The sequence below is a fragment of the Acinetobacter sp. 24-47-64 genome, from assembly GCF_057737055.1.
In genome coordinates, this window is sequence record NZ_CM173215.1 from 1,638,656 (window position 1) to 1,660,708 (window position 22,053).

Genomic DNA, 22,053 nt, shown 5'->3' on the forward strand with positions numbered 1-22,053 from the left:
GTGCTTTTTTATTTTCTAAATCTTAATGATCATCTTTTAAATATTTAGGTTCTTTGGGAAGTTGCCAACTACAAAAGAAACATACGATTAAAATAATGATCACGTAAATAAAAAATGAATTTTCAATTCCTGCGGCCTTAAACTGCAAGGCAACAGAAGGTGCAGAACCACCAAATACGGCATTACCTATCGCATAAGAGAAACCTACACCCAACGCACGTACATGCGGAGGAAACATTTCAGCTTTTACAATACCGCCAATAGAGGTATACAAACTAAGCAATAGCATCAGGAAAATCAGTAGCATCGCGACAATGAATGGAGTTTCGCTAAAATATCTCATCCCGATTGCCATGACTGGATAGATAAATATAGCCATCAGACCACTAAATAACAGCATAGAATTTCTGCGACCAATACGATCTGACAATGCACCAAAGAATGGTTGCGCCACCATGAGTACAAAAATGCAGGCTGTCATCATCAACCCTACCGTTTTAGGATCTATTCCAATATTGGTAAGGTAAGTTTTTGAGTAAACTGTAATCACATAGAAACTAAGAGAGCCTGCTGAAGTATAACCAACTACCAAAAGGAAAGTTTTCCAGTGATTTTTAAAAAGCTCACGAAGTGTACCAGAATCTTCTTTATCACTTTCATCACTGGATAAAGTCTCTTCTAATCTACTTCTCGCTAATAAAGATAAAATTGCTGCAACACCACCAATAATAAATGGAATTCGCCATCCCCCATCATAAAGCTGCTGTTCAGACATAAAAGCTAAGAATATTACACCCAATAAACTTGCAAGGAGTTGACCACCCGTGAGCGTTACGTATTGAAATGATGAAAAAAAGCCACGTTGACCTTTTAAACCCAATTCACTCATATAAGTCGCCACAGCACCATATTCACCACCAACGGATAAGCCTTGAAGCAATCGAACCATTAATAATAAAAACGGTGCAGCCATACCCACTTGCTCATACGTTGGTAACGCTGCAAACATGAAAGAACTTATAGCCATCAATATAATTGAGATGACCATTGATTTTTTTCGACCGTGTTTATCTGCAATTCGACCAAAAAGCCAACTACCGATAGGTCGCATAAAAAAGCTTGCTGCAAATACACCCCACACATAGATGGCTTGGGTAGAACTATCCATATCTGGCGCAGTTAAAGCTTGGGTAAAATATACAGCAAATACTGCATATATATAAAAATCAAACCATTCAACTAAATTACCAGAAGCTGCACCAATAATTCCTTTGATACGGCTGGTTTTTTCTTGCTTGGAATATGTTGTAGACAAATGAAAAATCCTTATTCTAATTACATTGTTTATTGTCGAATAATGATGAAACTCTGAAGTATTTCAAAATTATAGGCGGAAAATATATGCCTATTTCATGCCAATTTAAAAAGCCTTTATGTAAATTTTATTAAATAGGCTTCTAAATTTTTCTCAAAAATATTCAAGGTCGATTTATTATTAATTTAATTAAACAGACTTTCTCCTATAACAACTCACCGAATTAAGCCTTGTGGCTGTAAAATGATAATCAGCGCCCCGAAAATAACCACTCCGCCACCAATGATATCCCATTTAGTAAGATCCATTTGATCCACAAACTTTAACCACAACAATGCCGAACAAATATAAATACCCCCATATGCAGCATATATTCGACCTGATGCTGCTGGATGCAAAGTCAATAACCACACAAAAGCAGCGAGTGCGACAAAAGTGGGTAGCCACAACCAATGCGGACGCCCTTGATTTAGGATCAAATATGGAAAGTAACACCCTAATATTTCCATCAGTGCTGTCAGAAAAAATAAAGCTGTCGTAGATATTACTTTTGTAACTTGTATGTCCATACTTTCACCCAAAAATTAAAGCCCGTTTAAATAAACGGGCTTTAATACAATTAATAACACACTATGCTGGTTCAGCTGCAGAATCTTCAAATACTTCCAACTTTAATCCAACGGCTTTGCCATCTTCTTTTTTAACTGTTACTGCTACATTACCGCCGTTTTCAGCCAGCTCACCAAATAAAATCATTTCAGCAAGCGGCTTTTTCAAATGCTCTTGAATCAAACGCTGCATTGGACGAGCACCCATCAGACGATCATAACCGTTTTCACTTAACCAATCTCGTGCAGACTGATCTACTTCTAAAACAACTTTTTTGTCATCAAGTTGAGCTTGAAGTTCTGTAAGGAATTTATCTACTACAGAATCGATTACTGTCGTAGGTAGAGCTTTAAATTGAATAACCCCATCTAAGCGGTTTCTAAACTCTGGTGTAAATGCCTTCTTCATTGCTTCCTGATTATCACGACTATTATCTTGCTCTGTAAAACCAATACTTGTACGGGAAATACTTTCAGCGCCAATATTCGTTGTTAACACTATAATGACATTTCTGAAGTCTGACTTACGACCATTATTATCAGTTAATGAACCATGATCCATGACTTGCAGCAATAAATTAAACACATCAGGATGTGCCTTTTCAATCTCATCCAATAACAATACACAATGTGGATTTTTATGTATTGCGTCAGTCAGTAAGCCACCTTGATCAAAACCAACATAACCTGGAGGTGCACCAATTAAACGTGAAACCGCATGGCGTTCCATATATTCAGACATATCAAATCTGACTAGTTCAACACCGAGTAGTTTTGCAAGTTGTTTTGTTACCTCAGTTTTACCTACACCAGTAGGTCCTGCAAATACAAAACTACCAACTGGCTTATCTGGTGCTTTAAGCCCAGCTCGTGACAATTTAATTGCAGAGGATAATGCGGTAATCGCCTCATCTTGACCAAATACAACTCGTTTAAGATCACGCTCTAAGTGCTCAAGTACAGATTTATCATCTTTAGACACAGTTTTAGGTGGAATTCGTGCAATTTTCGAAACAATATCTTCAATATTTTCAACTGTAATCAAAGTGTTATCTTGATCAGCTCTCAAACGTCGTTGTGCCCCTGCTTCATCTATTACGTCAATCGCTTTATCTGGGAGGAAGCGATCATTGATAAATTTAGCCGATAACTCAACTGCAGAAACAAGAGCTGCATCATCATATTGAACTTTATGAAATTCTTCAAATTTAGACTTGAGTCCACGAAGAATATCAATTGTTTCATTAATTGATGGCTCATTAACATCAATTTTTTGGAAACGGCGTGATAATGCATGATCTTTTTCAAAAACTTGACGATATTCTTGAAACGTTGTTGAGCCAATGCAACGTAAAGTACCATTTGCCAATGCAGGTTTGATTAAATTCGATGCATCCATAGTGCTACCCATACTTGAGCCAGCACCAATGATCATATGAATTTCATCTATAAACAAAATTGCTTCGGGCTTCTTCTTTAGGGCATTTAACAATTGCTTTAATCGTTTCTCAAAGTCACCACGGTATTTTGTACCTGCAACAAGTGCACCGATATCCAAACTATAGACTTCCGCATTCAGCAGTGGCTTTGGTGCTTTATTGTTAACAATCAGCCAAGCCAAACCTTCTGCTATGGATGTTTTACCCACACCTGGATCACCCACCAAAAGCGGATTGTTTTTACGACGTCGACATAGAATTTGAGCTGCACGCTCAATTTCTTTTTCACGACCAATCAAAGGATCGGTTTTACCCTTTAAAGCTTCTGCATTGAGATTTAGGGTATAAAGTTCTAATGGACCTGCATTTGCTGAGGCTGAGTTTTCACCATCTAAGTCATCCGTTTCTTCTTCAGCTGGAACATCTTCCTTACGCGCACCGTGTGAAAGATATTGAGTTAAAGTAAGACGATTGATTTGGTGGCGTTTTAGCAAATAAACCGCAAATGAATCTCTTTCTGAGTACATTGCAACCAGTACATCTGCACCTTCAACTGTCCGATCTCCACCACTAGACTGAACATGGAAAATTGCACGTTGCAATATACGATCAAAGCTTTCTGTAGGATGAGGCGCTTGCTCAGCATTATCGCCTAATTTAGGCGTATGTTGCTCTACATACTCTTCAAGTTCTTTACGCAAACTGACAATTTCTGCACCGCAGGCTTTTAGTGCATTCACGGCAGAATCATTATCTAAAAGTGCGAGTAACAAATGTTCAACTGTAAGAAACTCATGTCTCTTTTGACGAGCCATGCTAACAGCCAAACGCAGTGATACTTCTAATTGACGACTGAGCATGTGATCCCCTTATTCTTGTGGCTCGATCTGGCAAAGCAATGGATGACTTTGAGAGCGCGCATAATTGTTGACTTGATTCGCCTTGGTTTCAGCAATGTCTCTAGGATAGACACCTGCGATACCTTTCCCTTGATAATGTACTGTTAGCATTACTTCGGTAGCTTGGTCAAGATTCAATGCAAAGTATTGTTGTAAAATTTCAATTACAAAATCCATTGGCGTGTAATCATCATTCAACAATACCACATTGTATAAGGGAGGTCGCTTAAATTGCGGTGGTGCTGTTGCTACAGCTAAATCGCCATCGGCTTCATCATTTTGTGCATCACTCAATCGTGGATTGAAGTGCCAATCCACCAATCCAGATTGTTGAAATGATAATTTAATGTCATTGAGACATTTATGACGTTTATTACTTCGCATAGCACTCTATAATCTATTATTGAGAATTTGCCGCAGCTTGCGGTACTTCAGCTGCAAATGCAGCAGTTGATTCGATTGCTTCACCACGTTGCCAACTAAAGCGCTTGGTTTGAGCACTTGAGCCTTTTACACGGATTTCAATAAATTGGGGCGTAAAGCCTTTTGGCATCGTCCAACGACCAGTTAATCGCTGATAATGGTCGAAATTGAATGATTTTTCTGAAATTGGAACAACCAAGACTTCCGTACCTTGAATTAATCTGATTTCAATTTCACCAGATGCTTTACGTTTATTCGGACTGACTTGAACTAAATCAACCTGATATTCATATACATTTTCTGGAAGCGACTTAACAGCTAAATTTTGCACAGTTAAACTCAATCCACCACGTTGTCTCAGCACTTCTCGGAAAATCGCACTCTGACCTTCAATTTGAAGTTTTTCAGCGTTGGCTTGATTTAATGCAGCATACATATCGTTTGAGTTAGTTACAGCAACATCACGTTCTTGAACTGAGGTATTTAATTTCTTATTCAGCTCAGATAATTCTTTTTTTTGTTTTTCGACAACTTCAACCAATTGTTCCGCGTCAGCATCATAACCAACTACAGTTAGACCTTGACGATGACCAACCGTATAGCCCAGAAGTAAACTGCCTACACATAAGATGATCCCACCCGCCATAAGGGGTTTATTCGATTGAAAAAAACCGATATTTTTTTCATCTTTATGCTGTGACGTATTATTTGATTCTGAGTTTTGCATCGTCATCTCTAATTTATAAAATCAAAACACACATTTAACTGCAAAGTTAAATGTGTGTGAAGTCAAAAAAGGTTTTTTATGGTAATAAACCAATCACGTTAAGGCCTGCATTTTCCGCAAATCCAAACATTAAATTCATGTTTTGAACAGCTTGTCCTGCTGCACCTTTCACCAAGTTATCTTGGGCAACTAAAATGACTAACTTTGTTGGTTGTGGTTTATACAACGCAATACGTAAATCATTTGATCCACGAACAGAACGAGTTTCTGGTGAACTTCCTGCCGGCATAACATCAACAAACTGCTCGTTTTGGTAGAACTGTTCGTAAATTGTTTGCAAATCGGCTTGCTGACCTACTTCTGTTAAGTCGATATATATTGTAGATAACATGCCACGAATCATCGGCACCAAATGTGGAACAAAAAGGATATTGTCAAATACACCGTTCTGTCCTGATATATTTTCAAGCGCTTCAACAATTTCAGGATGATGGCGATGCCCTGCTACACCGTAGGCTTTGAAGTTATCAGCATTTTCAGTATAGATCATGCCTAAACTTGCTTTGCGTCCAGCTCCAGATACACCAGATTTTGCATCAATAATAATACTTTCAGGTTTTACCAATACTTCTGAAGATCTCAGTACAGGCGCCAAACCAATTTGAACTGTCGTTGGATAACAACCAGGATTACCAATCACTTGAGCTTTTTTAATTTTTTCACGATTGAGCTCAGAAAGCCCATACACTGAATTTTTAAGTAAATCTGGACAAGCATGCTCCATACCGTACCATTTTTCAAATTGCGCTAAATCCTGCAAACGAAAGTCAGCGGCTAAATCGATTACTTTTGTATTCGCTGCTACTAATTCTTCAGCGTGTTTCATCGCTACACCATGTGGTGTCGCAAAAAACACAACATCGCAAGACTTTAATAAATCTAAGCTTAAATCTGAAAACTCTAGATCGGTATGACCACGTAAACTTGGAAACATATCATCGACACGACGACCAGCCTCAGTACGAGAAGTCAGTGCTTTCACTTGAACATTTGGGTGTCGCAGCAAAAGACGCAAAAGTTCAACGCCTGTATATCCTGTACCACCAACAATACCAACTGAAATCACGATATGTACCTCTAAATGACTGTATTCGTTACAGGCAGTAGTATGACAGGAACTTGTGACTTTCTGAACCCTTTCATATGGGAATGCTGTTATTTTGTAAGTTTAATAATTTAGATGGCTCTGTTAAGCATCTAATAAAGTCTATCATGTGACTTCATTGATTTTCTTGCCAACTGAAATAGCATAAATATAGTGCAAATATAAACCCTGGGAGAGCAAGAAATACGATCGGATCCTGTTTCACAACAAAAGGAGTTACTCCCCATATCGAACATAACCCTCCACTCACGGAAAGCAATTTAGAAATCCTTTTTTGATTTATCCATACAGTTGCCATGATCAATAATTTCAACCACGCTATAACCCCGCCAAAAAGCGATAAATAGTTCATCCAATGATAGTGAATAGGATTACTGGGGTTCAGTAGAATATACATGAGGATGCTATAAAGCATTAAAGCAGGTACAGACAAAATTAGAATCAAAAAACACACACCAATTCGTCTTATGAGCTTATTAGAGACAAACTAACCAAACAGAGCAATCATGATAGCCAAAATTTAGAATACCAGTCGCCAGATCAGACTAATTGACTAGCGCTAAACAATTGATTCTTTAATATCGACAAAGCAATCCCAGCATAATAATTAATTATGCATCCACCAATATGGCAACGGCGTTATTTTTAATTTTTTTCGGTTAAGTTTAAAATCTGGATCATACTTCGCCACTTCCGCCCAAAACTGAGCACTATGATCAAAATGCTTTGTATGTGCTAATTCATGCACACAAACATAGCGTGTTATTTCCAGAGGAAAAAGCACCAAAGCACTATTCAACATAATGTCATGACGTGCTGTACAACTTCCCCACCGCGTTTTTGGCTGACGAATCTTACAGCCATGATAAGCTAAACCACACTGATCAGATACTTGAGCCAGATATACAGGCAGATGCTGTTTAGCATAATCAATAACAAAGGCTTTTAAATATTGTTGAGGCTGACGATCACTCACACTCAGCTCATTCATCACTGAATCAAACTTATAGTTTAATTTCTGCTGAATATATTGAATTTTAATAGAATTTTCTAAATTAAATAACTGTAAAGATAAAGGTAAAACGCGATCAATCTGTTGAATTTTACTTTGTTGTGCCTGCCAAGTTTGAACGATCCAAGCTTCTGAATCTTGAACAAACTGTTGTATTTGTTTATGGGTACAAAACCATGGCGCAGTCACACGAATTGACGTTCCATCTATACGTAGACGTAGTCTTTTCGATCGAATACTTTTGGTGATTTCAATATCAGGAAGGTCGGATAAAGTCATTGTTATTCTTTAATTATTAAATCCCCATCTCCCCCTTTAAGAAAGGGGGAAGAAAAGCCCCTCTATTTAAAAAGAGGGAGTTTAGGGAGACTAGCTCGTCAAGGAGTTAAAATTAAATCGCTGTACGCTCTTCAATACCGTTGTTGGTCGCAACAATCGCAATGTCTGCTTTATTCAAAGCAAAGATACCGTTGCATACCACACCAGGGATATCATTCAATGTTTTTTCAAGCTCAAGTGCATTTAAGATATTTAAGTTATGCACGTCTAAAATCACGTTACCATTGTCGGTCACTACACCTTCACGGTACGCTGGGTCGCCACCTAAAGAGACAATTTTACGAGCAACAGCAGAACGTGCCATTGGAATCACTTCAACAGGAAGTGGAAAATCACGCCCCAACTGATCTACCCATTTAGAATCATCTACGATACAGACGAATTTTTTTGCAATCGATGCCACGATTTTTTCACGTGTCAATGCCGCACCACCACCTTTGATCATGTGCATATGACGATCAATCTCATCTGCACCATCTACATATGCATCAAGACCACCCACTGAGTTCATATCTACCACTTCAATACCTAGCGTCTTCAAACGCTGCGCAGTCGCTTCCGAACTTGCAACTGCAGCTTCTAATTGAAGTTCAGGAAGTAAATCAATCAAAAAGTTAACAGTACTGCCTGTGCCTACGCCTAAAATGCCCCCTTTCGGTAAGTGTTTTAAAGCTGCTTGTGCTGCTGCTTGTTTTTTCTCATCTTGGGTTGCATATAGACTCATGACTTCACTCAACTAATTTGGACTTTTGCAGTTATTTTAAACCGCTAAGCCTTATGGTTTGTTACAATAAGCGCCTATTTTAAACTGTTAGATGGAAAATTAACATGCTGTCTCGTTTGGTTCGACAAATTTTACAAGCAACGGTATACGACGTTGCTATCGAAACCCCACTCGAAGCGGCACCACGAATTAGTGAACGTCTTAACAATAATATTCGTTTTAAACGTGAAGACCTACAACCCGTATTCTCCTTCAAACTCCGCGGTGCCTATAACAGAATCAGCCAACTTCCTAAAGCTCACCTAGAACGAGGTGTCATTACCGCTTCTGCTGGTAACCATGCTCAAGGCGTAGCACTCTCAGGAAAAAAATTAGGAATTCGCGCGATTATTGTGATGCCCAAGACAACACCAGACATTAAAGTCCAAGCTGTAAAGCGTTTAGGTGGTGAAGTCGTACTTCATGGTGATTCTTTTGACATCGCAAATAAATACGCAATTCAACGTGCGCAAGAAGAAGGAATGACTTTTATTCCGCCTTATGACGATGAACTCGTTATGGCTGGTCAAGGTACAATTGCCAATGAAATTTTACGTCAATGGCGAGATGTGGATTATGTATTTGTTGCCGTTGGTGGTGGAGGTTTGATTGCAGGTGTTGCTGCTTACCTTGGTGATGTAGCACCGCATGTCAAAGTTATTCCTGTGGAATATGACGAGTCAGCTTGTTTAAAAGCTGCTTTAGAAGTAAATGAACGTGTGATTCTGCCTTCAGTTGGTTTATTCGCCGATGGTACAGCTGTGGCGCAAATCGGTGAAAAACCTTTCGAAGTGATTCGTCTGCAAAAATCTGACAATTCAGGTCCAATCGTAGAACCAGAAGTTGTTCTTGTGAATACTGATGAAATATGCGCAGCAATTAAAGACACCTATGATGAATGCCGTAGTATTGTTGAGCCGTCAGGTGCGATGGCACTTGCTGGTATTAAAAAATATGTGGCTGAGCACGGCTTAGAAGGTAAAAACATCGTTTCAATTGTATGCGGTGCAAATATGAACTTTGACCGTTTACGTTATATTGCAGAACGAACTGAATTAGGTGAACGTAAAGAAGCTATTTTTGCTGTCACGATTCCTGAACAAAAAGGTGCATTCCTCAATTTCTGTCGTGCCCTTCAAGGTCGAAATATTACTGAATTCAACTACCGTGCAAGTAGTGCGACTGCAGCGCAAGTATTTGTTGGAATTAGTTTAAAAAGCGGCGAAAAAGAACGTCAAGAAATATTCGAAACATTAAAGTTTCAGTATGATGTGGATGACTTATCTGACGATGAAGTTGCCAAATTACATATTCGCTACCTGATCGGTGGTCATGCTGATATTGAAAATGAACGTTTATTCCGCGTTGAATTTCCTGAACGTCCAGGTGCATTATTAACATTCTTGGAACGTCTTGGTCCAACGCATAACATTACCCTGTTCCATTATCGTAATCATGGTGCGGCTGAAGGTCGTGTATTGGTTGGACTCGAAGCTGAAGATGCACAACAAAACCCTGATGGTTTAGTTGAAACGTTAGAAAGTATCAATTATCCATACGAAGAAATTACCAATAATCTTGGTTATCAACGTTTCCTCAAATAAAATCAATACAGCCTGTCATTTTGACAGGCTTTTTTAATTCAATAATTGATATACAATTAAAATCGAAAGATAGAAAAAACGATCACTTTAAAATTTTAGATATTAAGATAAATCATGCAAATATGGTTCAGTTTTGTAGTAATTCCTTTTCTCATGTGGATCATCTTTTCCGCACTTCTGTTTATTTCGAAATATCTATATCCTGAAGTTACCACCTTAAGCAAATCCCTCGAAGTTTTTATTTTTTTAGGTTATGCAGCACTCCCCTATATCATGTTGGGATTAGCACCTATTTATCGTTATCGTATGACGTTGATATATATGATGGCAATTGTGCTCATGACAAGTTTCGTTCATGCTAACTTTATGATCGATCATATTCATTTAACTTATATTTACTTAGCACTTTCATGGACATTGATTTCAATTACGATTTACTATTTTTATAGTGATCACAAATAATCCTCAATAAATGAATTGAATCAACTCAGATCAACAAGATAAACTCACTCGAAGCGAAATTAAAATCAAATCATTACTTTCTGATCTTTAAAATTTTAGGATATTCAATGGCGCTATTTGCAGTAATTGGCTTAGGCAGCTTTGGTGGTACAGTTGCATTAGAACTCACTCAATTAAAACATGATGTGATTGGAATCGATACTGAAAAAAAATACGTTGAAAATATCTCTGATAACATCAGTCATGCTGTCATCGCCGATGCCACAGATGAACATGTACTTCGAGAACTGAATGTACAGAATTGCGATGCCGTCGTTGTCGCAATTGGAGAAGATATTGAGGCCAGTATTCTATGTGTCCTCAACCTTAAAAATTTAGGCGTAGAAAAAATCCTAGTAAAAGCAAAATCGAAAGCCCATCATATGATTTTGACGCATCTCGGTATTGGTCAAATTATTCATCCAGAAGAAGACATGGGTATTCGCGTTGCACAATCATTAAGCTACCCAATGGTTAGACGCTATATGGCGTTGAATGATGACCGTTATATTGTCAAAGTGGAGGTGGGTGAAAAACTACAAGGTGTAGAATTTAAAGATATCATGGAGCACAGCGACGGCGTACAAACATTATTATTACAACGTGGCACACATGTAATTTATGACATCGCACCTGGTACATTGCTGCAAAAAAATGACATTTTAATTGTTGAAGGTCCTGTCAATCTTTTACGTAAACTCTCATCGAGATTTATTTCGAAATGATGAAATTTTATGATCAATTGATCAATAAAAAAACGCAAAGTATTAATTTGAGTCCACCAAGTTTGCTTGCTTTGGGCTTTCTCAGTTTTATTATCATTGGAACATTACTGCTAAAACTTCCCTTTGCACACGAAGGAAATGTCTCTTGGCTAGAAGCCTTATTTACCGCCACGTCTGCTGTGACAATTACGGGACTTTCTGTGGTCAATATTGGCGAGGCATATACGACTTTTGGTCAGTTCATCATTATGCTACTCATCCAATGTGGTGGCTTAGGATTCATGACCTTCGCAATTTTGGCTGCATTGAGCCTTTCCACTAAACTTGGTTTAAAGCAACAAGTGATGGCTCAAGAAACAATTGGTCAAACCAGTTTAGCAAGGGCCTCGTTCACTGTTAAAGCCGTCTTATTGTATTCTCTATTTTTCGAAGGGATTGGAACATTCATCCTGACATTTACATGGCTTCAATACTACGATTTTAGTGATGCTCTGTTTTATGCAGCCTTTTACAGTATCTCAGCATTTAATAATGGTGGTTTCTCTCTTTTTCCAAACAGCTTAATGAGCTTTTCAGGTCAATATGCTGTAACACTGACCATAAGTATGTTGTATATCATTGGTGGAATAGGTTTTGTGGTACTTATGGATATCAAACGCGCTCATAAGTGGAAAAAACTCTCAACAAACAGCAAACTCATTCTTTCTACTATCGCAGGACTCAATCTATTTGCCTTTATTATGATTTGGTGTTTAGAAGCAAATAATCCATTGACCCTCGCCCCAATGTCAATTGGAGACCAAGCATTAAATGCTTGGTTTCATGCCACAGTACCGCGATCCTCTGGATTTAATAGTATTGATATGGCCAGTATGAGTGATCCAGCAACCTTGGTGACTATGCTATTAATGTTTATTGGAGGCGGATCTTTAAGTACTGCTGGTGGTATTAAAGTAGGTACATTTATTATTGTAGTATTAAGTGTGATCACGTTTTTGAGACGAGCTGACGAAGTCACTGTTTTTAAACACTCGATTCCTGCAACTGTCACCTATAAAGCTCTTGCGGTCATTAGCATAACTGCTATGCTCATTTTCATTGGTTTCTTTACGCTGTTAATTTTAGAGCCTAATAAACGTTTTCTAGATTTACTATTTGAAGCTGTTTCCGCGGCTTGTACAGTCGGATTATCTAGAGGTATTACTTCAGAATTACAACCTGCAAGTTTATATATGCTCATGATACTGATGTTTGCGGGTCGTCTCGGTCCTTTGACATTGGCTTATTTAATTGCAACCCCTAAAAAAAGCAGGTTGAGTCATCCTAATGCTGAAATCCAAGTGGGTTAGATAGAATTCACTTGGATCTAAGGTGAAGTTGATCGATAAAACACGAACCAATCCAAAAATAGATCAGATGTTTATAGCCATAAGTGCGTTTTATGATAGCCATGATTTCTTTATGCAAAGCATTGAACTTATCATGAAAAAACACAACCTTAGAACTTTGCAATTAATATCAAAATACAATGAAATTAAAAGACTCAAAGTAACCCCAAGTCTTTTGACTATATGCTTATGATTAAAAAAATTATGATTGAAAACCAATATAACGATTGAGGTTTTCGACACCCAGTGCAACTTTATAAATTTTAAACTGAGCTAAATTAGAACGCGTAATCTCAGTAAATACATTCGAGTTTTCGTCATCTGCATGAATTTCATCTACTGTGCGAGGCATAGTTGCTTCAAATTCATCTGAAATAAATTCAAATCCCAAGTCCATAGCAATAAACAATGTATGCTCACAAGGTTGAATATATTGCTCTTCATTCCAGTCGATAACAGCATGTTGACAATGCGGGCACTGTACATTTTCTTGAGGATCTTGAAGTTCAATTGTTGTATAAGCCATGTCAACCTTAAGTATTACGCGCTATAAAACATAAGTTTAACCATTGCTTTTAGATTTTTAAATAGTCCTCTTTATTCATTACTAATTATAACAATCTTAGATTTTAGAGAAAACACAGCAACTCAATTGACTATTCAGAACAATAATGTATTTTTTAACAAAACGTTGCATATATGGAATGAGTCCATGCTTTCAGATTTAGATGATTTTTATTGCTTTGCCCTTGTTGTCGAACATGGCGGTTTTAGCGCTGCTGAACGAGCAACCGACATTCCGAAATCAAAATTGAGTCGACGTGTTTATAATTTAGAAGAAAATCTCGGTGTAAGGCTTATTCAACGTAGTTCACGTCATTTTGCTGTCACTGATATTGGGATGAACATTTATCGCCATGCGCAAGTAATGATGAATGCTGCCCAATCTGCTCATGATCTGGTAGATCATTTAAGTGAACAACCAAGAGGCTTAATTCGTGTTAGTTTACCCGTATCAATTGCCCAGCATGAAATGACCAAAATACTGCCAAATTTCCTTAAGCAGTATCCTGAAATCAAAGTTCAATTGATGGTTACTAATCGACGTGTCGATATCATCAATGAAGGAATTGATTTAGCGCTTCGTGTTCGCTCAAGTTTGGATGATGACCCAAGTTTGGTCATTCGAAAATTTGAAAATATTGAACAACATCTTTTCGCCAGCCAGGCTTATCTCAATGAATTTGGATCTATCAAAAAACCTGAAGAACTCTCAAATCATCGAATATTAAGTATGGTTGATGAACATACTGATCAACAACTCGTACTACATGATTCAAACAACAAATCGATTAAAGTCAAAGTGAGTCCAGTCGTGATGGGCTCTGACTTACTTATGCTTGCACAACTTGCAAGTGACAATTGTGGGGTAGCATTACTCCCAGACAGTATTGTTGAAGATTATATTAAAGATGGGCGTCTTGTTAAGGTTCTGCCTAACTGGAATGCGCCACACGGTATTTTTCATGTGGTTTACCCTTCTCGCCGTGGTTTATTACCAGCTGTACGTGTGTTCATCGACTACTTAGTTGAGCACCTCACCAAAAGATAGTCACAACAGCACAAAGATTTAGAAGAATGTTGGCTTATTATTTGCTACCATTCACTCTGCTTTGTGCTAGTTTTTTTAGATTTTTATGACTTCTATTTATCAACAACAACTTGATGCAAAAATTGAACGTATCCGCAATCAATTTGCTGAATATCAACCACCTGAACTAGAAGTTTTTTCATCTCCTGAAAAACATTTCCGTATGCGAGCTGAGTTCCGTATTTGGCATACAGAAGATGATATGTTTTATGCCATGTTTGAACGCGCGGAAGATGGTATTCAAAAGAAAGTTGTACGTGTTGATGAGTTTCCAATCGCGGATAAATCTATTAATGATTTAATGCCAGTTCTCCTGTCTGAACTAAAATCAAATGCAGTGCTCTCTAAGCGTCTGTTTGAAGTACATTTTCTTTCAACGTTGAACGGTGAAATGCTGGTTTCATTGATTTATCGTTGTCCGCTTGATCAAGACTGGGAACAACTAGCAAAAAATTTATCTTCAAAACTCAATATTAAGATTATTGGTCGCAGCCGTGGTCAAAAAATTGTATTGACGGATGAATATGTAGTTGAAGAATTACAAGTATTTGACCGTAAATTCAAATATAAGCAAATTGAAAGTAGCTTCACGCAACCAAATGCGCAAGTTTGTCAAAAAATGCTGGAGTGGGCATGTAATGCAGCTCAAACCAGTGATAAAGATCTTTTAGAGCTTTATTGCGGTAATGGTAATTTTACCCTTCCATTATCGCTAAAGTTTAATCGCGTTCTAGCAACAGAACTGGCTAAATCATCAGTTTATGCAGCGCAATGGAATATTGAGCAAAATCAAATTAATAATATTCAAGTTGCTCGCCTTTCAGCTGAAGATTTTACCTTAGCATTCAATGCAGAACGTGAGTTTAGACGTTTACAAGAAGCCAATATTGATATTCAAAGTTATGACTTCGATACTGTATTTGTAGATCCACCTCGTGCAGGCATTGATGATGATACCTTGAAGCTGCTTCAACGCTTTAACCGTATTATTTATATTTCATGCAATCCAGATACTTTGCACGACAATTTAAAGATGTTATCGGAAACTCATAAAATCACTAAATTTGCGCTGTTCGATCAATTTCCTTATACCCACCATGTCGAGTCAGGCGTTCTTTTAGAGAAAATTTAAACAATTTATTTCTTACTAAATGGACAGTTCTTACACTGTCCATTTTTTATGCCTTTTGAATTTCACTTAAAAATCATATGAATAAAGAAAAATTTAATTTTTCAATGTCATAATTTCGTTAAACTTTAGGTTTATCATCGAAATATTTATTTTAAAATGTGCCTTAAATCACGATTACAAACTTGCATTAAATTTTAAATCGACTATATTTCGACCTATCTTTGGTTGCAAATGAAGGCTCTATGAGTTTTTGGCAAAAGCTGTTTTCATCAGATTCGCAGCAGAACGAGCATAAAAATCAAATTGCTTGTGTTGAAAATGATTGTTCATGTAAGACTAACGATCAGTTGATCGAGGCTTTACAAAAGGCATCAGATGAAGATGTAATCCGCGGAATCAAAAAAGTTCTTATTTCGCGTGGCTATTCAAAAAAAGATCTTACTGATTTATTGAGTAACAAAATCACCCTTCAGTAAAGAAAAAAAGCACTGCATAGACAGTGCTTTTTTTATGATAAATTTTCTGTTCAATTTAAAAATGTTCAATTAAGATAAGCTCATAGGATAATTAAAAATACATTTGGGGATTCAATGAAAAATATTCTATTCATTATTTTAGGGGCGACTTTCATATCGCTTAGTGGTTGTAATAAGCTACCTTCAGCATGTGAGGAAGTTTGGGGCAACATTGAAAAATTAGCGAAAGAGAGCGGTATTCCTCAAACTGCCATAGATCGTCAAAAAATCGAGTTTGAAGAGCAAATTAAACAGCTTCCTAAAGAAGATGCAATTAAAAATTGTGAAGCACAAAATGCTTTCTTCTCATAACTTCATTTGAGTTGAATAAAAAATTTAGGCACCTTTTTTAGGGTGCTTATATTGTATTTATACCTCATTATTTATTTCCAATTCGGTTATACTGTGGACTCTCTTTCAATAAATGTACATCTGTAAAGTTATTGGAATATTTTATAAATGCGGCATAAACACGTCAAAACATTCCCTCTTGGTGCTCACTTAATTGTTAATCATTTTGGTTATTCACATCATGGTATTTATGTGGGTAAGGGTCGTGTTATTCATTATTCAGGTTTTGCTCATCTCTTTAAAAAACATCCGATCGAAATTACATCTCTGCAAAAATTTGCACATGGCAAAAAAATTACGATTCGGCATTATAGCACCCCCAAATATTCAGGTCGTGCTGTCGTAAGACGAATGCGCTCTCGAATGCATGAAAATAACTATCATCTCATTATTAATAATTGTGAACACTTATGTTCTTGGGCGATCACGGGCATCGAAAGTAGTCCACAAGTCATCAAAATGATGAATAGACTCACCACTATTGGTTATATCAGCTCACTCATGAGCTACTTAAATAGTCTTCTTTTAACTTTAGCAACCACCTGTTTTGCTTTGGTATTTTATATTAAGAAAAAGTTAAATGATCAGCGCAAACTGAAAGGCCCTGTGTATATCGCTTTACAGCAACATCAGAAACTAAAGCAAAAAAAAGCCCCGCTTAAGCAGGGTTTCGAGGAAAACAAAGTTTCAAATTAACCTTTCGGTTGAATTAAATATGCGCTTGAAAATCCAAATAGTCAAATATATATTTGAAATATAATGTTATTTTAGTTTTTATTTATAAATTATTAAATTATTCTTAAATACTAACCTTTATCTAATCATGTGAATTTAATCACAAAAATTATTTATTAACCTAAATTTGAATAAAAAAAAGCCTGAATCAATCAGGCTTTTTTTGATATTACCAAACTTTATTTTGCAGGCTTAAAACTATCTTTTAAATCCAAAATACGGTTAAAGACAGGTTTTTCAACAGTATGATCAAATTGATCAGCGACAAAATAACCTTCACGTTCGAATTGGAATCGATCTTCAGGTTTCGCTTGAGCTAAAGCAGGCTCAATTACCGCTTGAACAATTTTTAGAGAATCTGGATTTAAATTCGCTAAGAAATCATCGTCCGCATCAGGTGCGGCTTCAGTAAATAGACGATCATAAATACGAACTTCAGCAGGAATCCCTTTATTTGCAGATACCCAATGAATAACACCTTTGACTTTACGACCTTCTGGATTCTTACCTAAAGTATGCGGATCGATAGAGCATTTAAGTTCAACAACTTCGCCATTTTCATCCTTAATCACTTCATCACATTTAATCACATAAGCATGACGTAAACGGACTTCACCACCAGGAATTAAGCGTTTAAACCCTTTAGGCGGCTCTTCCTCAAAATCTTTACGATCAATATACAATTCAGAAGTCAGTGGAATTACACGATCACCCATATCAACATTTGGATGGCGTGCGTGTGTTAAATCCATATCCTCTGGAAGGTTGGTCAATGTCACTTTAAGAGGATTCAATACCGCCATACCACGTGCAGCAGTATTTTCTAATGATTGTCGAATGCAGAATTCAAGCATTGCAACATCGACAATACCATCAGTTTTAGATACGCCCACACGCTTACAGAAATCACGTAAGCCTTCTGGAGTAAAGCCACGACGACGCATTCCCACGACTGTAGGCATACGTGGATCATTCCAACCATTGACGTAACCACCTTCGACCAGCTTACGTAATTTACGTTTTGAGGTGATGGTGTAATCAACATTCAAACGGCTTGATTCGTACTGGCGTGGAACTGCTGGAGAATTTACCTTAGCGACAACCCAATCATAGAACGGGCGATGGTCTTGGAATTCAAGCGTACATAACGAGTGCGTAATGCCTTCAATCGCATCAGACAAAGGATGAGCATAGTCATACATTGGATAGATTTTCCACGTATCGCCTGTTTGATGATGCTCAGAATGTAAAACACGGTAAAGAATTGGATCACGCATATGTACGTTCGGTGATGCCATATCAATCTTGGCACGAAGTACTGCTTGACCTTCTCCAAGCTCACCATTACGCATTTGTTCAAAACGTGCTAAGTTTTCTTCAACCGTTGCATCACGTTGCGGAGAATTTTTACCTGGTTCTACAAAATTTCCACGATTCAGCTTAATTTCTTCAGGAGATTGCAAATCGACATATGCATCACCTTGTTTAATTAATTGAATCGCCCATTGATACAATTGATCAAAGTAACTTGATGCGTAGCGTGGTTCACCATTCCAGTCGAAACCGAGCCATTTAACATCGTTCGCAATACCATCTACATATTCTTGTTCTTCTGCATCTGGATTTGTATCGTCAAAACGAAGATTACATAAACCAGAAAATTCTTCTGCAATACCAAAATTCAGGCAAATCGCTTTAACATGTCCAATGTGTAAATAACCATTAGGCTCTGGTGGAAAGCGCGTCACGACTTTATCTGTACGCCCTGCTGCAAGATCTTCTGTAATTACTTGACGTACAAAGTCTAAGCCCGGTTGTTGTTCTTGCTGCGCAGCATCGACTGATGGATTGTTAGTCGTCGGGGTATTTGGCAGGGATGAAACAACATCATTCGGCTTCATAGTTGATAAATCACTTCTATAAGATAAAATAGGATAATTAAAACGCTATCTTCATATTATTAACAAAGAAAATAACGTTTTTGCTTGCCTTGTAGTTTACAGTTTGCTTATGCTTCTCTCAACCACAAACCCATGGCTTTTTGTCCATGATCAGGAGATTATAGAATGAGTTTTCCTCAAGTCGAATTAAACACCAATAAAGGACGTATTGTTCTAGAGCTTAACTCTGAAAAAGCACCTAAAACTGTTGCTAACTTTTTAGAGTACGTTCGTGATGGTTTTTATGATGGCGTAATTTTCCACCGTGTAATTGACGGTTTCATGATCCAAGGCGGTGGCATGGATGAAAACTTCAAAGAAAAAGCAACTCGCGATTCTATTGAAAATGAAGCTGACAACGGTTTAAGCAATGACGAAGGTACGATTGCTATGGCACGTACTCAAGCTCCTCACTCAGCATCTGCACAATTCTTCATTAACGTGAAAAACAATGCTTTCCTTAACCATACGGGTAAAACAGCTCAAGGTTGGGGTTATGCAGTATTTGGTAAAGTTGTAGAAGGTATGGACGTTGTTAATGAAATCAAAAGTGTTCGCACTGGCAACCGTGGCTACCACGCTGACGTTCCACTAGAAAACGTTGTGATCGAATCTGCTAAAATTCTCTCTGAATAAGAAACCTACTCCCTAACTTATTAAGTTTTCAAGCACTGCTTTAAAACGAATATCATGTTCAAGGGATCGTTTCCCCATCTAAAGTTGATGGGGATGTAGGCAAATAAGGAATATTAAGTGACCTATCTGTTTATTTCAGATTTACACCTGTCACCTGAACACCCTCGACTCGTTCGAGGGTTTTTAGATTTATTAGATCATTATCAAGACCAGCAAACCCAACTCTATATTTTAGGTGATTGGTTTAATGCATGGATTGGTGATGACTATACAGCTCCTTGGCTCGATGAAATCGTTGAACGCTTAAAAAGATTTACTGCACAGGGAAATCAAGTTCTATTTTCTGTCGGCAATCGTGATTTTGCGCTGAATCAATTTTTTTTAAATAAATTTGATGGCATCTTATTGTCCGAAGTCTCTAACTTAAAAATAAATGACGTCCAAATTCGTATAGAACATGGTGATTCGCTATGTACAGACGATGTCGCCTATCAACGTTTTAAAAAAATAATCAGAAATCCACTCCTCATTTGGATACTGCGGAATACCCCACTTTCTTTTCGTACTCAACTTGCAAATGGATTTAGAAAAAAAAGCCACGAATCAAAAGAATTTAAATCTTATGATGTCATGGACGTAAATCAAGATGCTGTCCACGATGCATTGAAAGAAGTTGATTTACTAATTCATGGTCATACGCATCGCCCTCAAATCCATATCTCTCAAGATAAAAGAAGAATTGTTTTAGGCGACTGGCGTTTGGATCAAGCTCAAATTTTGGAAATTAATCAATCGAAATTCTCTAAGCAGTCAATCAATGATCTGACACTGAAAACATGGTCTTATTAGTTCCTCTATTTTTATAATGATCTCATCAACCTTTAAATTGAAATTTCACTCAATGTTTGAATATTAATCAGTATGTTTTGCTTTAAGTTTTTTTGCATATGATAATAACGACTCAATTCAATTCGTGAGTTTGTCATGTCTAATTTCAGCAATATTACTGTTCAACACCATGAAGATGATAAAGTGTCATTATTAATCGATGGTAAAGCAATCTCTGAACGTTATGATGTACGCCTAGATGCCACAATTATTGATGAACTCAAAAATCTTGCTGATGGCGCCGCATTGACAATCTTTGAACAATTTATATTTTCCCATCAAGATCTCAACTTTGAGCATTCATATCAATATGTGACTAACATCGTAAACCATAATAACGATTACGAATTGATCACCCACCTTGTCTACAAAATTAAGGCCGCAGACCAAGCACCGATCGAACATAATATCAGCAAGAATGGTCAACCTATGACTGAAGAAGATGTGCGCGCATTTATCAACCAACAAATTGCAATGTCATTAGAAAAATATACTGATTTAAAATATGCCTATTGATTTAAAGACAAGTCAGATTTTTCATATCATTTAGCATCAACTATAGAAAATATTTAAGTTCAGAGTCATTTAAAATTTTTAGATGAATATATTGTGAATAATCGGAGGATAATATGGATTTGTTAAACATCTCCCAATCTCGCTACACCACCAAAGCATACGATTCTTCAAAAAAGATCCCTCAAGAAAAGTTTGAAAAATTATTGGAATCTTTAAGGCTCGCACCTTCGTCTATCAATATTCAACCGTGGCATTTCTTTGTCATCGAAACTGATGAAGCCAAACAGCGCATTGCTAAAGCACTGGTTGGTAAGTATGTTTATAATGCACCCAAAGTCCTTGAATCTTCACACACAATTCTGTTTTGTACGCATAAAGACATTACAGACTCTCATCTAGATCGATTATTAAATCAAGATGAAATCAGTGGTCGTTTTAAAGATGACCAAGCAAAACAAGCTCAAAAAGATACGCGCTTAGGCTATGTTGATTATTATCGCAACGAAAAAGGCGATATCCAGCGCTGGTCTGAAAATCAAACTTTTATTGCACTTGGGCAAACCTTATTTGCTGCAGGTTTAGAAGGTATCGATGCCACTCCAATTGGAGGATTCGATGAAAAAATTATCGCTGAAGAGTTAAATCTTGACGCAAAAGGCCTGATTCCATCAGTGCTATTGGCACTTGGTTATCGAAGTGAAAAAGATTTTAATGCCAAATTACCTAAATCTCGTTTGAATGCAGATCAAGTTTTCACTCGACTATAAATGTATTTGCCACA

Annotated in this window: 23 protein-coding genes; 13 read left to right on the plus strand and 10 right to left on the minus strand. The window is 37.3% G+C overall.

Going from position 1 to position 22,053, the window contains the following annotated elements:
* Positions 1-22: 22 nt before the first annotated feature.
* From AC1M85_RS07845 to rpiA, 8 genes are all read right to left on the minus strand, one after another.
* Positions 23-1,315, minus strand: coding sequence for an MFS transporter (locus AC1M85_RS07845; protein ID WP_092766357.1), 1,293 nt, complete (start codon positions 1,313-1,315; stop codon positions 23-25).
* Positions 1,316-1,530: 215 nt separating this feature from the next.
* Complete coding sequence (locus tag AC1M85_RS07850) at positions 1,531-1,884, minus strand: YnfA family protein (protein WP_488212838.1); 354 nt, start codon at positions 1,882-1,884, stop codon at positions 1,531-1,533.
* Between the two features lie 61 nt (positions 1,885-1,945).
* Entirely contained in the window at positions 1,946-4,222 is a 2,277-nt protein-coding gene (gene clpA / locus AC1M85_RS07855) for an ATP-dependent Clp protease ATP-binding subunit ClpA (RefSeq protein WP_035263687.1), read from the minus strand.
* 9 nt (positions 4,223-4,231) lie between these two features.
* Positions 4,232-4,645 carry an ATP-dependent Clp protease adapter ClpS gene (clpS, locus tag AC1M85_RS07860; RefSeq protein ID WP_035263688.1) on the minus strand — a complete coding sequence of 138 codons (414 nt, stop codon included), beginning with the start codon at positions 4,643-4,645 and terminating at the stop codon, positions 4,232-4,234.
* A gap of 16 nt (positions 4,646-4,661) precedes the next feature.
* Positions 4,662-5,411, minus strand: coding sequence for a DUF6776 family protein (locus AC1M85_RS07865; RefSeq protein ID WP_488212839.1), 750 nt, complete (start codon positions 5,409-5,411; stop codon positions 4,662-4,664).
* Positions 5,412-5,487: 76 nt separating this feature from the next.
* On the minus strand, positions 5,488-6,537 hold the full coding sequence (gene argC, locus AC1M85_RS07870; RefSeq protein ID WP_488212840.1) for an N-acetyl-gamma-glutamyl-phosphate reductase: 1,050 nt from the start codon (positions 6,535-6,537) through the stop codon (positions 5,488-5,490).
* A gap of 646 nt (positions 6,538-7,183) precedes the next feature.
* A complete protein-coding gene (locus AC1M85_RS07875) occupies positions 7,184-7,867 on the minus strand; it encodes a M48 family metallopeptidase (protein ID WP_481588200.1) in 684 nt (227 codons plus the stop codon).
* A 112-nt stretch (positions 7,868-7,979) separates the two neighbouring features.
* Positions 7,980-8,651: a ribose-5-phosphate isomerase RpiA gene (rpiA, locus tag AC1M85_RS07880; protein ID WP_481588201.1), complete on the minus strand. Its 672-nt coding sequence runs from the start codon at positions 8,649-8,651 to the stop codon at positions 7,980-7,982.
* A 104-nt stretch (positions 8,652-8,755) separates the two neighbouring features.
* Here rpiA and ilvA point away from each other — a divergent pair, with 104 nt between their 5' ends.
* The 4 genes from ilvA (at position 8,756) to AC1M85_RS07900 (ending at position 12,869) form a co-directional block, all read left to right on the plus strand.
* Positions 8,756-10,294, plus strand: coding sequence for a threonine ammonia-lyase, biosynthetic (gene ilvA / locus AC1M85_RS07885; protein ID WP_481588202.1), 1,539 nt, complete (start codon positions 8,756-8,758; stop codon positions 10,292-10,294).
* Positions 10,295-10,408: 114 nt separating this feature from the next.
* Positions 10,409-10,756: a hypothetical protein gene (locus AC1M85_RS07890; protein ID WP_481587510.1), complete on the plus strand. Its 348-nt coding sequence runs from the start codon at positions 10,409-10,411 to the stop codon at positions 10,754-10,756.
* Positions 10,757-10,863: 107 nt separating this feature from the next.
* On the plus strand, positions 10,864-11,520 hold the full coding sequence (locus AC1M85_RS07895) for a potassium channel family protein (RefSeq protein WP_035263698.1): 657 nt from the start codon (positions 10,864-10,866) through the stop codon (positions 11,518-11,520).
* Complete coding sequence (locus tag AC1M85_RS07900; RefSeq protein ID WP_481588561.1) at positions 11,520-12,869, plus strand: TrkH family potassium uptake protein; 1,350 nt, start codon at positions 11,520-11,522, stop codon at positions 12,867-12,869. Before AC1M85_RS07895 ends, AC1M85_RS07900 begins: the two co-directional genes overlap by 1 nt.
* Positions 12,870-13,110: 241 nt before the next feature.
* On the opposite strand, the gene AC1M85_RS07905 is transcribed toward AC1M85_RS07900, so the two are convergent.
* Positions 13,111-13,434 (minus strand): hypothetical protein, encoded by a 324-nt coding sequence (locus AC1M85_RS07905; RefSeq protein ID WP_481588203.1) that lies wholly within the window; start codon positions 13,432-13,434, stop codon positions 13,111-13,113.
* Between the two features lie 186 nt (positions 13,435-13,620).
* Here AC1M85_RS07905 and AC1M85_RS07910 point away from each other — a divergent pair, with 186 nt between their 5' ends.
* The 5 genes from AC1M85_RS07910 to AC1M85_RS07930 all read left to right on the plus strand — a co-directional run bounded on the left by AC1M85_RS07910 (position 13,621) and on the right by AC1M85_RS07930 (position 17,253).
* On the plus strand, positions 13,621-14,520 hold the full coding sequence (locus AC1M85_RS07910) for a LysR substrate-binding domain-containing protein (protein WP_035263702.1): 900 nt from the start codon (positions 13,621-13,623) through the stop codon (positions 14,518-14,520).
* Between the two features lie 85 nt (positions 14,521-14,605).
* Positions 14,606-15,691, plus strand: a complete 1,086-nt coding sequence (gene trmA / locus AC1M85_RS07915; RefSeq protein ID WP_481588205.1) for a tRNA (uridine(54)-C5)-methyltransferase TrmA — start codon at positions 14,606-14,608, stop codon at positions 15,689-15,691.
* Positions 15,692-15,933: 242 nt separating this feature from the next.
* On the plus strand, positions 15,934-16,167 hold the full coding sequence (locus AC1M85_RS07920) for a hypothetical protein (RefSeq protein WP_035263705.1): 234 nt from the start codon (positions 15,934-15,936) through the stop codon (positions 16,165-16,167).
* A gap of 114 nt (positions 16,168-16,281) precedes the next feature.
* On the plus strand, positions 16,282-16,518 hold the full coding sequence (locus tag AC1M85_RS07925; protein WP_092766368.1) for a hypothetical protein: 237 nt from the start codon (positions 16,282-16,284) through the stop codon (positions 16,516-16,518).
* 147 nt (positions 16,519-16,665) lie between these two features.
* Positions 16,666-17,253 carry a lecithin retinol acyltransferase family protein gene (locus AC1M85_RS07930; protein ID WP_488212841.1) on the plus strand — a complete coding sequence of 196 codons (588 nt, stop codon included), beginning with the start codon at positions 16,666-16,668 and terminating at the stop codon, positions 17,251-17,253.
* Positions 17,254-17,471: 218 nt separating this feature from the next.
* On the opposite strand, the gene AC1M85_RS07935 is transcribed toward AC1M85_RS07930, so the two are convergent.
* Positions 17,472-19,193, minus strand: coding sequence for a glutamine--tRNA ligase/YqeY domain fusion protein (locus tag AC1M85_RS07935; protein ID WP_035263709.1), 1,722 nt, complete (start codon positions 19,191-19,193; stop codon positions 17,472-17,474).
* A 165-nt stretch (positions 19,194-19,358) separates the two neighbouring features.
* On the opposite strand from AC1M85_RS07935, the gene AC1M85_RS07940 reads away from it, so the two are divergent.
* The 4 genes from AC1M85_RS07940 to nfsB all read left to right on the plus strand — a co-directional run bounded on the left by AC1M85_RS07940 (position 19,359) and on the right by nfsB (position 22,039).
* Positions 19,359-19,868 (plus strand): peptidylprolyl isomerase, encoded by a 510-nt coding sequence (locus AC1M85_RS07940; RefSeq protein WP_481591059.1) that lies wholly within the window; start codon positions 19,359-19,361, stop codon positions 19,866-19,868.
* A gap of 117 nt (positions 19,869-19,985) precedes the next feature.
* The gene (locus AC1M85_RS07945) at positions 19,986-20,717 is read left to right on the plus strand and encodes a UDP-2,3-diacylglucosamine diphosphatase (protein ID WP_488212842.1); all 732 of its coding nucleotides are present in this window, start codon (positions 19,986-19,988) and stop codon (positions 20,715-20,717) included.
* Positions 20,718-20,852: 135 nt separating this feature from the next.
* Positions 20,853-21,272 (plus strand): hypothetical protein, encoded by a 420-nt coding sequence (locus AC1M85_RS07950; RefSeq protein WP_035263715.1) that lies wholly within the window; start codon positions 20,853-20,855, stop codon positions 21,270-21,272.
* A 113-nt stretch (positions 21,273-21,385) separates the two neighbouring features.
* Positions 21,386-22,039, plus strand: a complete 654-nt coding sequence (gene nfsB / locus AC1M85_RS07955; protein WP_035263717.1) for an oxygen-insensitive NAD(P)H nitroreductase — start codon at positions 21,386-21,388, stop codon at positions 22,037-22,039.
* Positions 22,040-22,053: the final 14 nt, after the last annotated feature.

Bases quoted from the DNA above. Each gene is read 5' to 3' on its own strand.
- AC1M85_RS07865 (WP_488212839.1), bottom strand. From the start codon at position 5,411: ATGCAAAACTCAGAATCAAATAATACGTCACAGCATAAAGATGAAAAA.
- AC1M85_RS07920 (WP_035263705.1), top strand. From the start codon at position 15,934: ATGAGTTTTTGGCAAAAGCTGTTTTCATCAGATTCGCAGCAGAACGAG.
- trmA (WP_481588205.1), top strand. From the start codon at position 14,606: ATGACTTCTATTTATCAACAACAACTTGATGCAAAAATTGAACGTATC.
- AC1M85_RS07850 (WP_488212838.1), bottom strand. From the start codon at position 1,884: ATGGACATACAAGTTACAAAAGTAATATCTACGACAGCTTTATTTTTT.
- nfsB (WP_035263717.1), top strand. From the start codon at position 21,386: ATGGATTTGTTAAACATCTCCCAATCTCGCTACACCACCAAAGCATAC.
- AC1M85_RS07930 (WP_488212841.1), top strand. From the start codon at position 16,666: ATGCGGCATAAACACGTCAAAACATTCCCTCTTGGTGCTCACTTAATT.
- AC1M85_RS07950 (WP_035263715.1), top strand. From the start codon at position 20,853: ATGTCTAATTTCAGCAATATTACTGTTCAACACCATGAAGATGATAAA.
- AC1M85_RS07935 (WP_035263709.1), bottom strand. From the start codon at position 19,193: ATGAAGCCGAATGATGTTGTTTCATCCCTGCCAAATACCCCGACGACT.
- AC1M85_RS07875 (WP_481588200.1), bottom strand. From the start codon at position 7,867: ATGACTTTATCCGACCTTCCTGATATTGAAATCACCAAAAGTATTCGA.
- AC1M85_RS07940 (WP_481591059.1), top strand. From the start codon at position 19,359: ATGAGTTTTCCTCAAGTCGAATTAAACACCAATAAAGGACGTATTGTT.
- AC1M85_RS07895 (WP_035263698.1), top strand. From the start codon at position 10,864: ATGGCGCTATTTGCAGTAATTGGCTTAGGCAGCTTTGGTGGTACAGTT.
- AC1M85_RS07925 (WP_092766368.1), top strand. From the start codon at position 16,282: ATGAAAAATATTCTATTCATTATTTTAGGGGCGACTTTCATATCGCTT.
- AC1M85_RS07890 (WP_481587510.1), top strand. From the start codon at position 10,409: ATGCAAATATGGTTCAGTTTTGTAGTAATTCCTTTTCTCATGTGGATC.
- AC1M85_RS07905 (WP_481588203.1), bottom strand. From the start codon at position 13,434: ATGGCTTATACAACAATTGAACTTCAAGATCCTCAAGAAAATGTACAG.
- clpA (WP_035263687.1), bottom strand. From the start codon at position 4,222: ATGCTCAGTCGTCAATTAGAAGTATCACTGCGTTTGGCTGTTAGCATG.
- AC1M85_RS07910 (WP_035263702.1), top strand. From the start codon at position 13,621: ATGCTTTCAGATTTAGATGATTTTTATTGCTTTGCCCTTGTTGTCGAA.
- AC1M85_RS07900 (WP_481588561.1), top strand. From the start codon at position 11,520: ATGAAATTTTATGATCAATTGATCAATAAAAAAACGCAAAGTATTAAT.
- rpiA (WP_481588201.1), bottom strand. From the start codon at position 8,651: ATGAGTCTATATGCAACCCAAGATGAGAAAAAACAAGCAGCAGCACAA.
- clpS (WP_035263688.1), bottom strand. From the start codon at position 4,645: ATGCGAAGTAATAAACGTCATAAATGTCTCAATGACATTAAATTATCA.
- ilvA (WP_481588202.1), top strand. From the start codon at position 8,756: ATGCTGTCTCGTTTGGTTCGACAAATTTTACAAGCAACGGTATACGAC.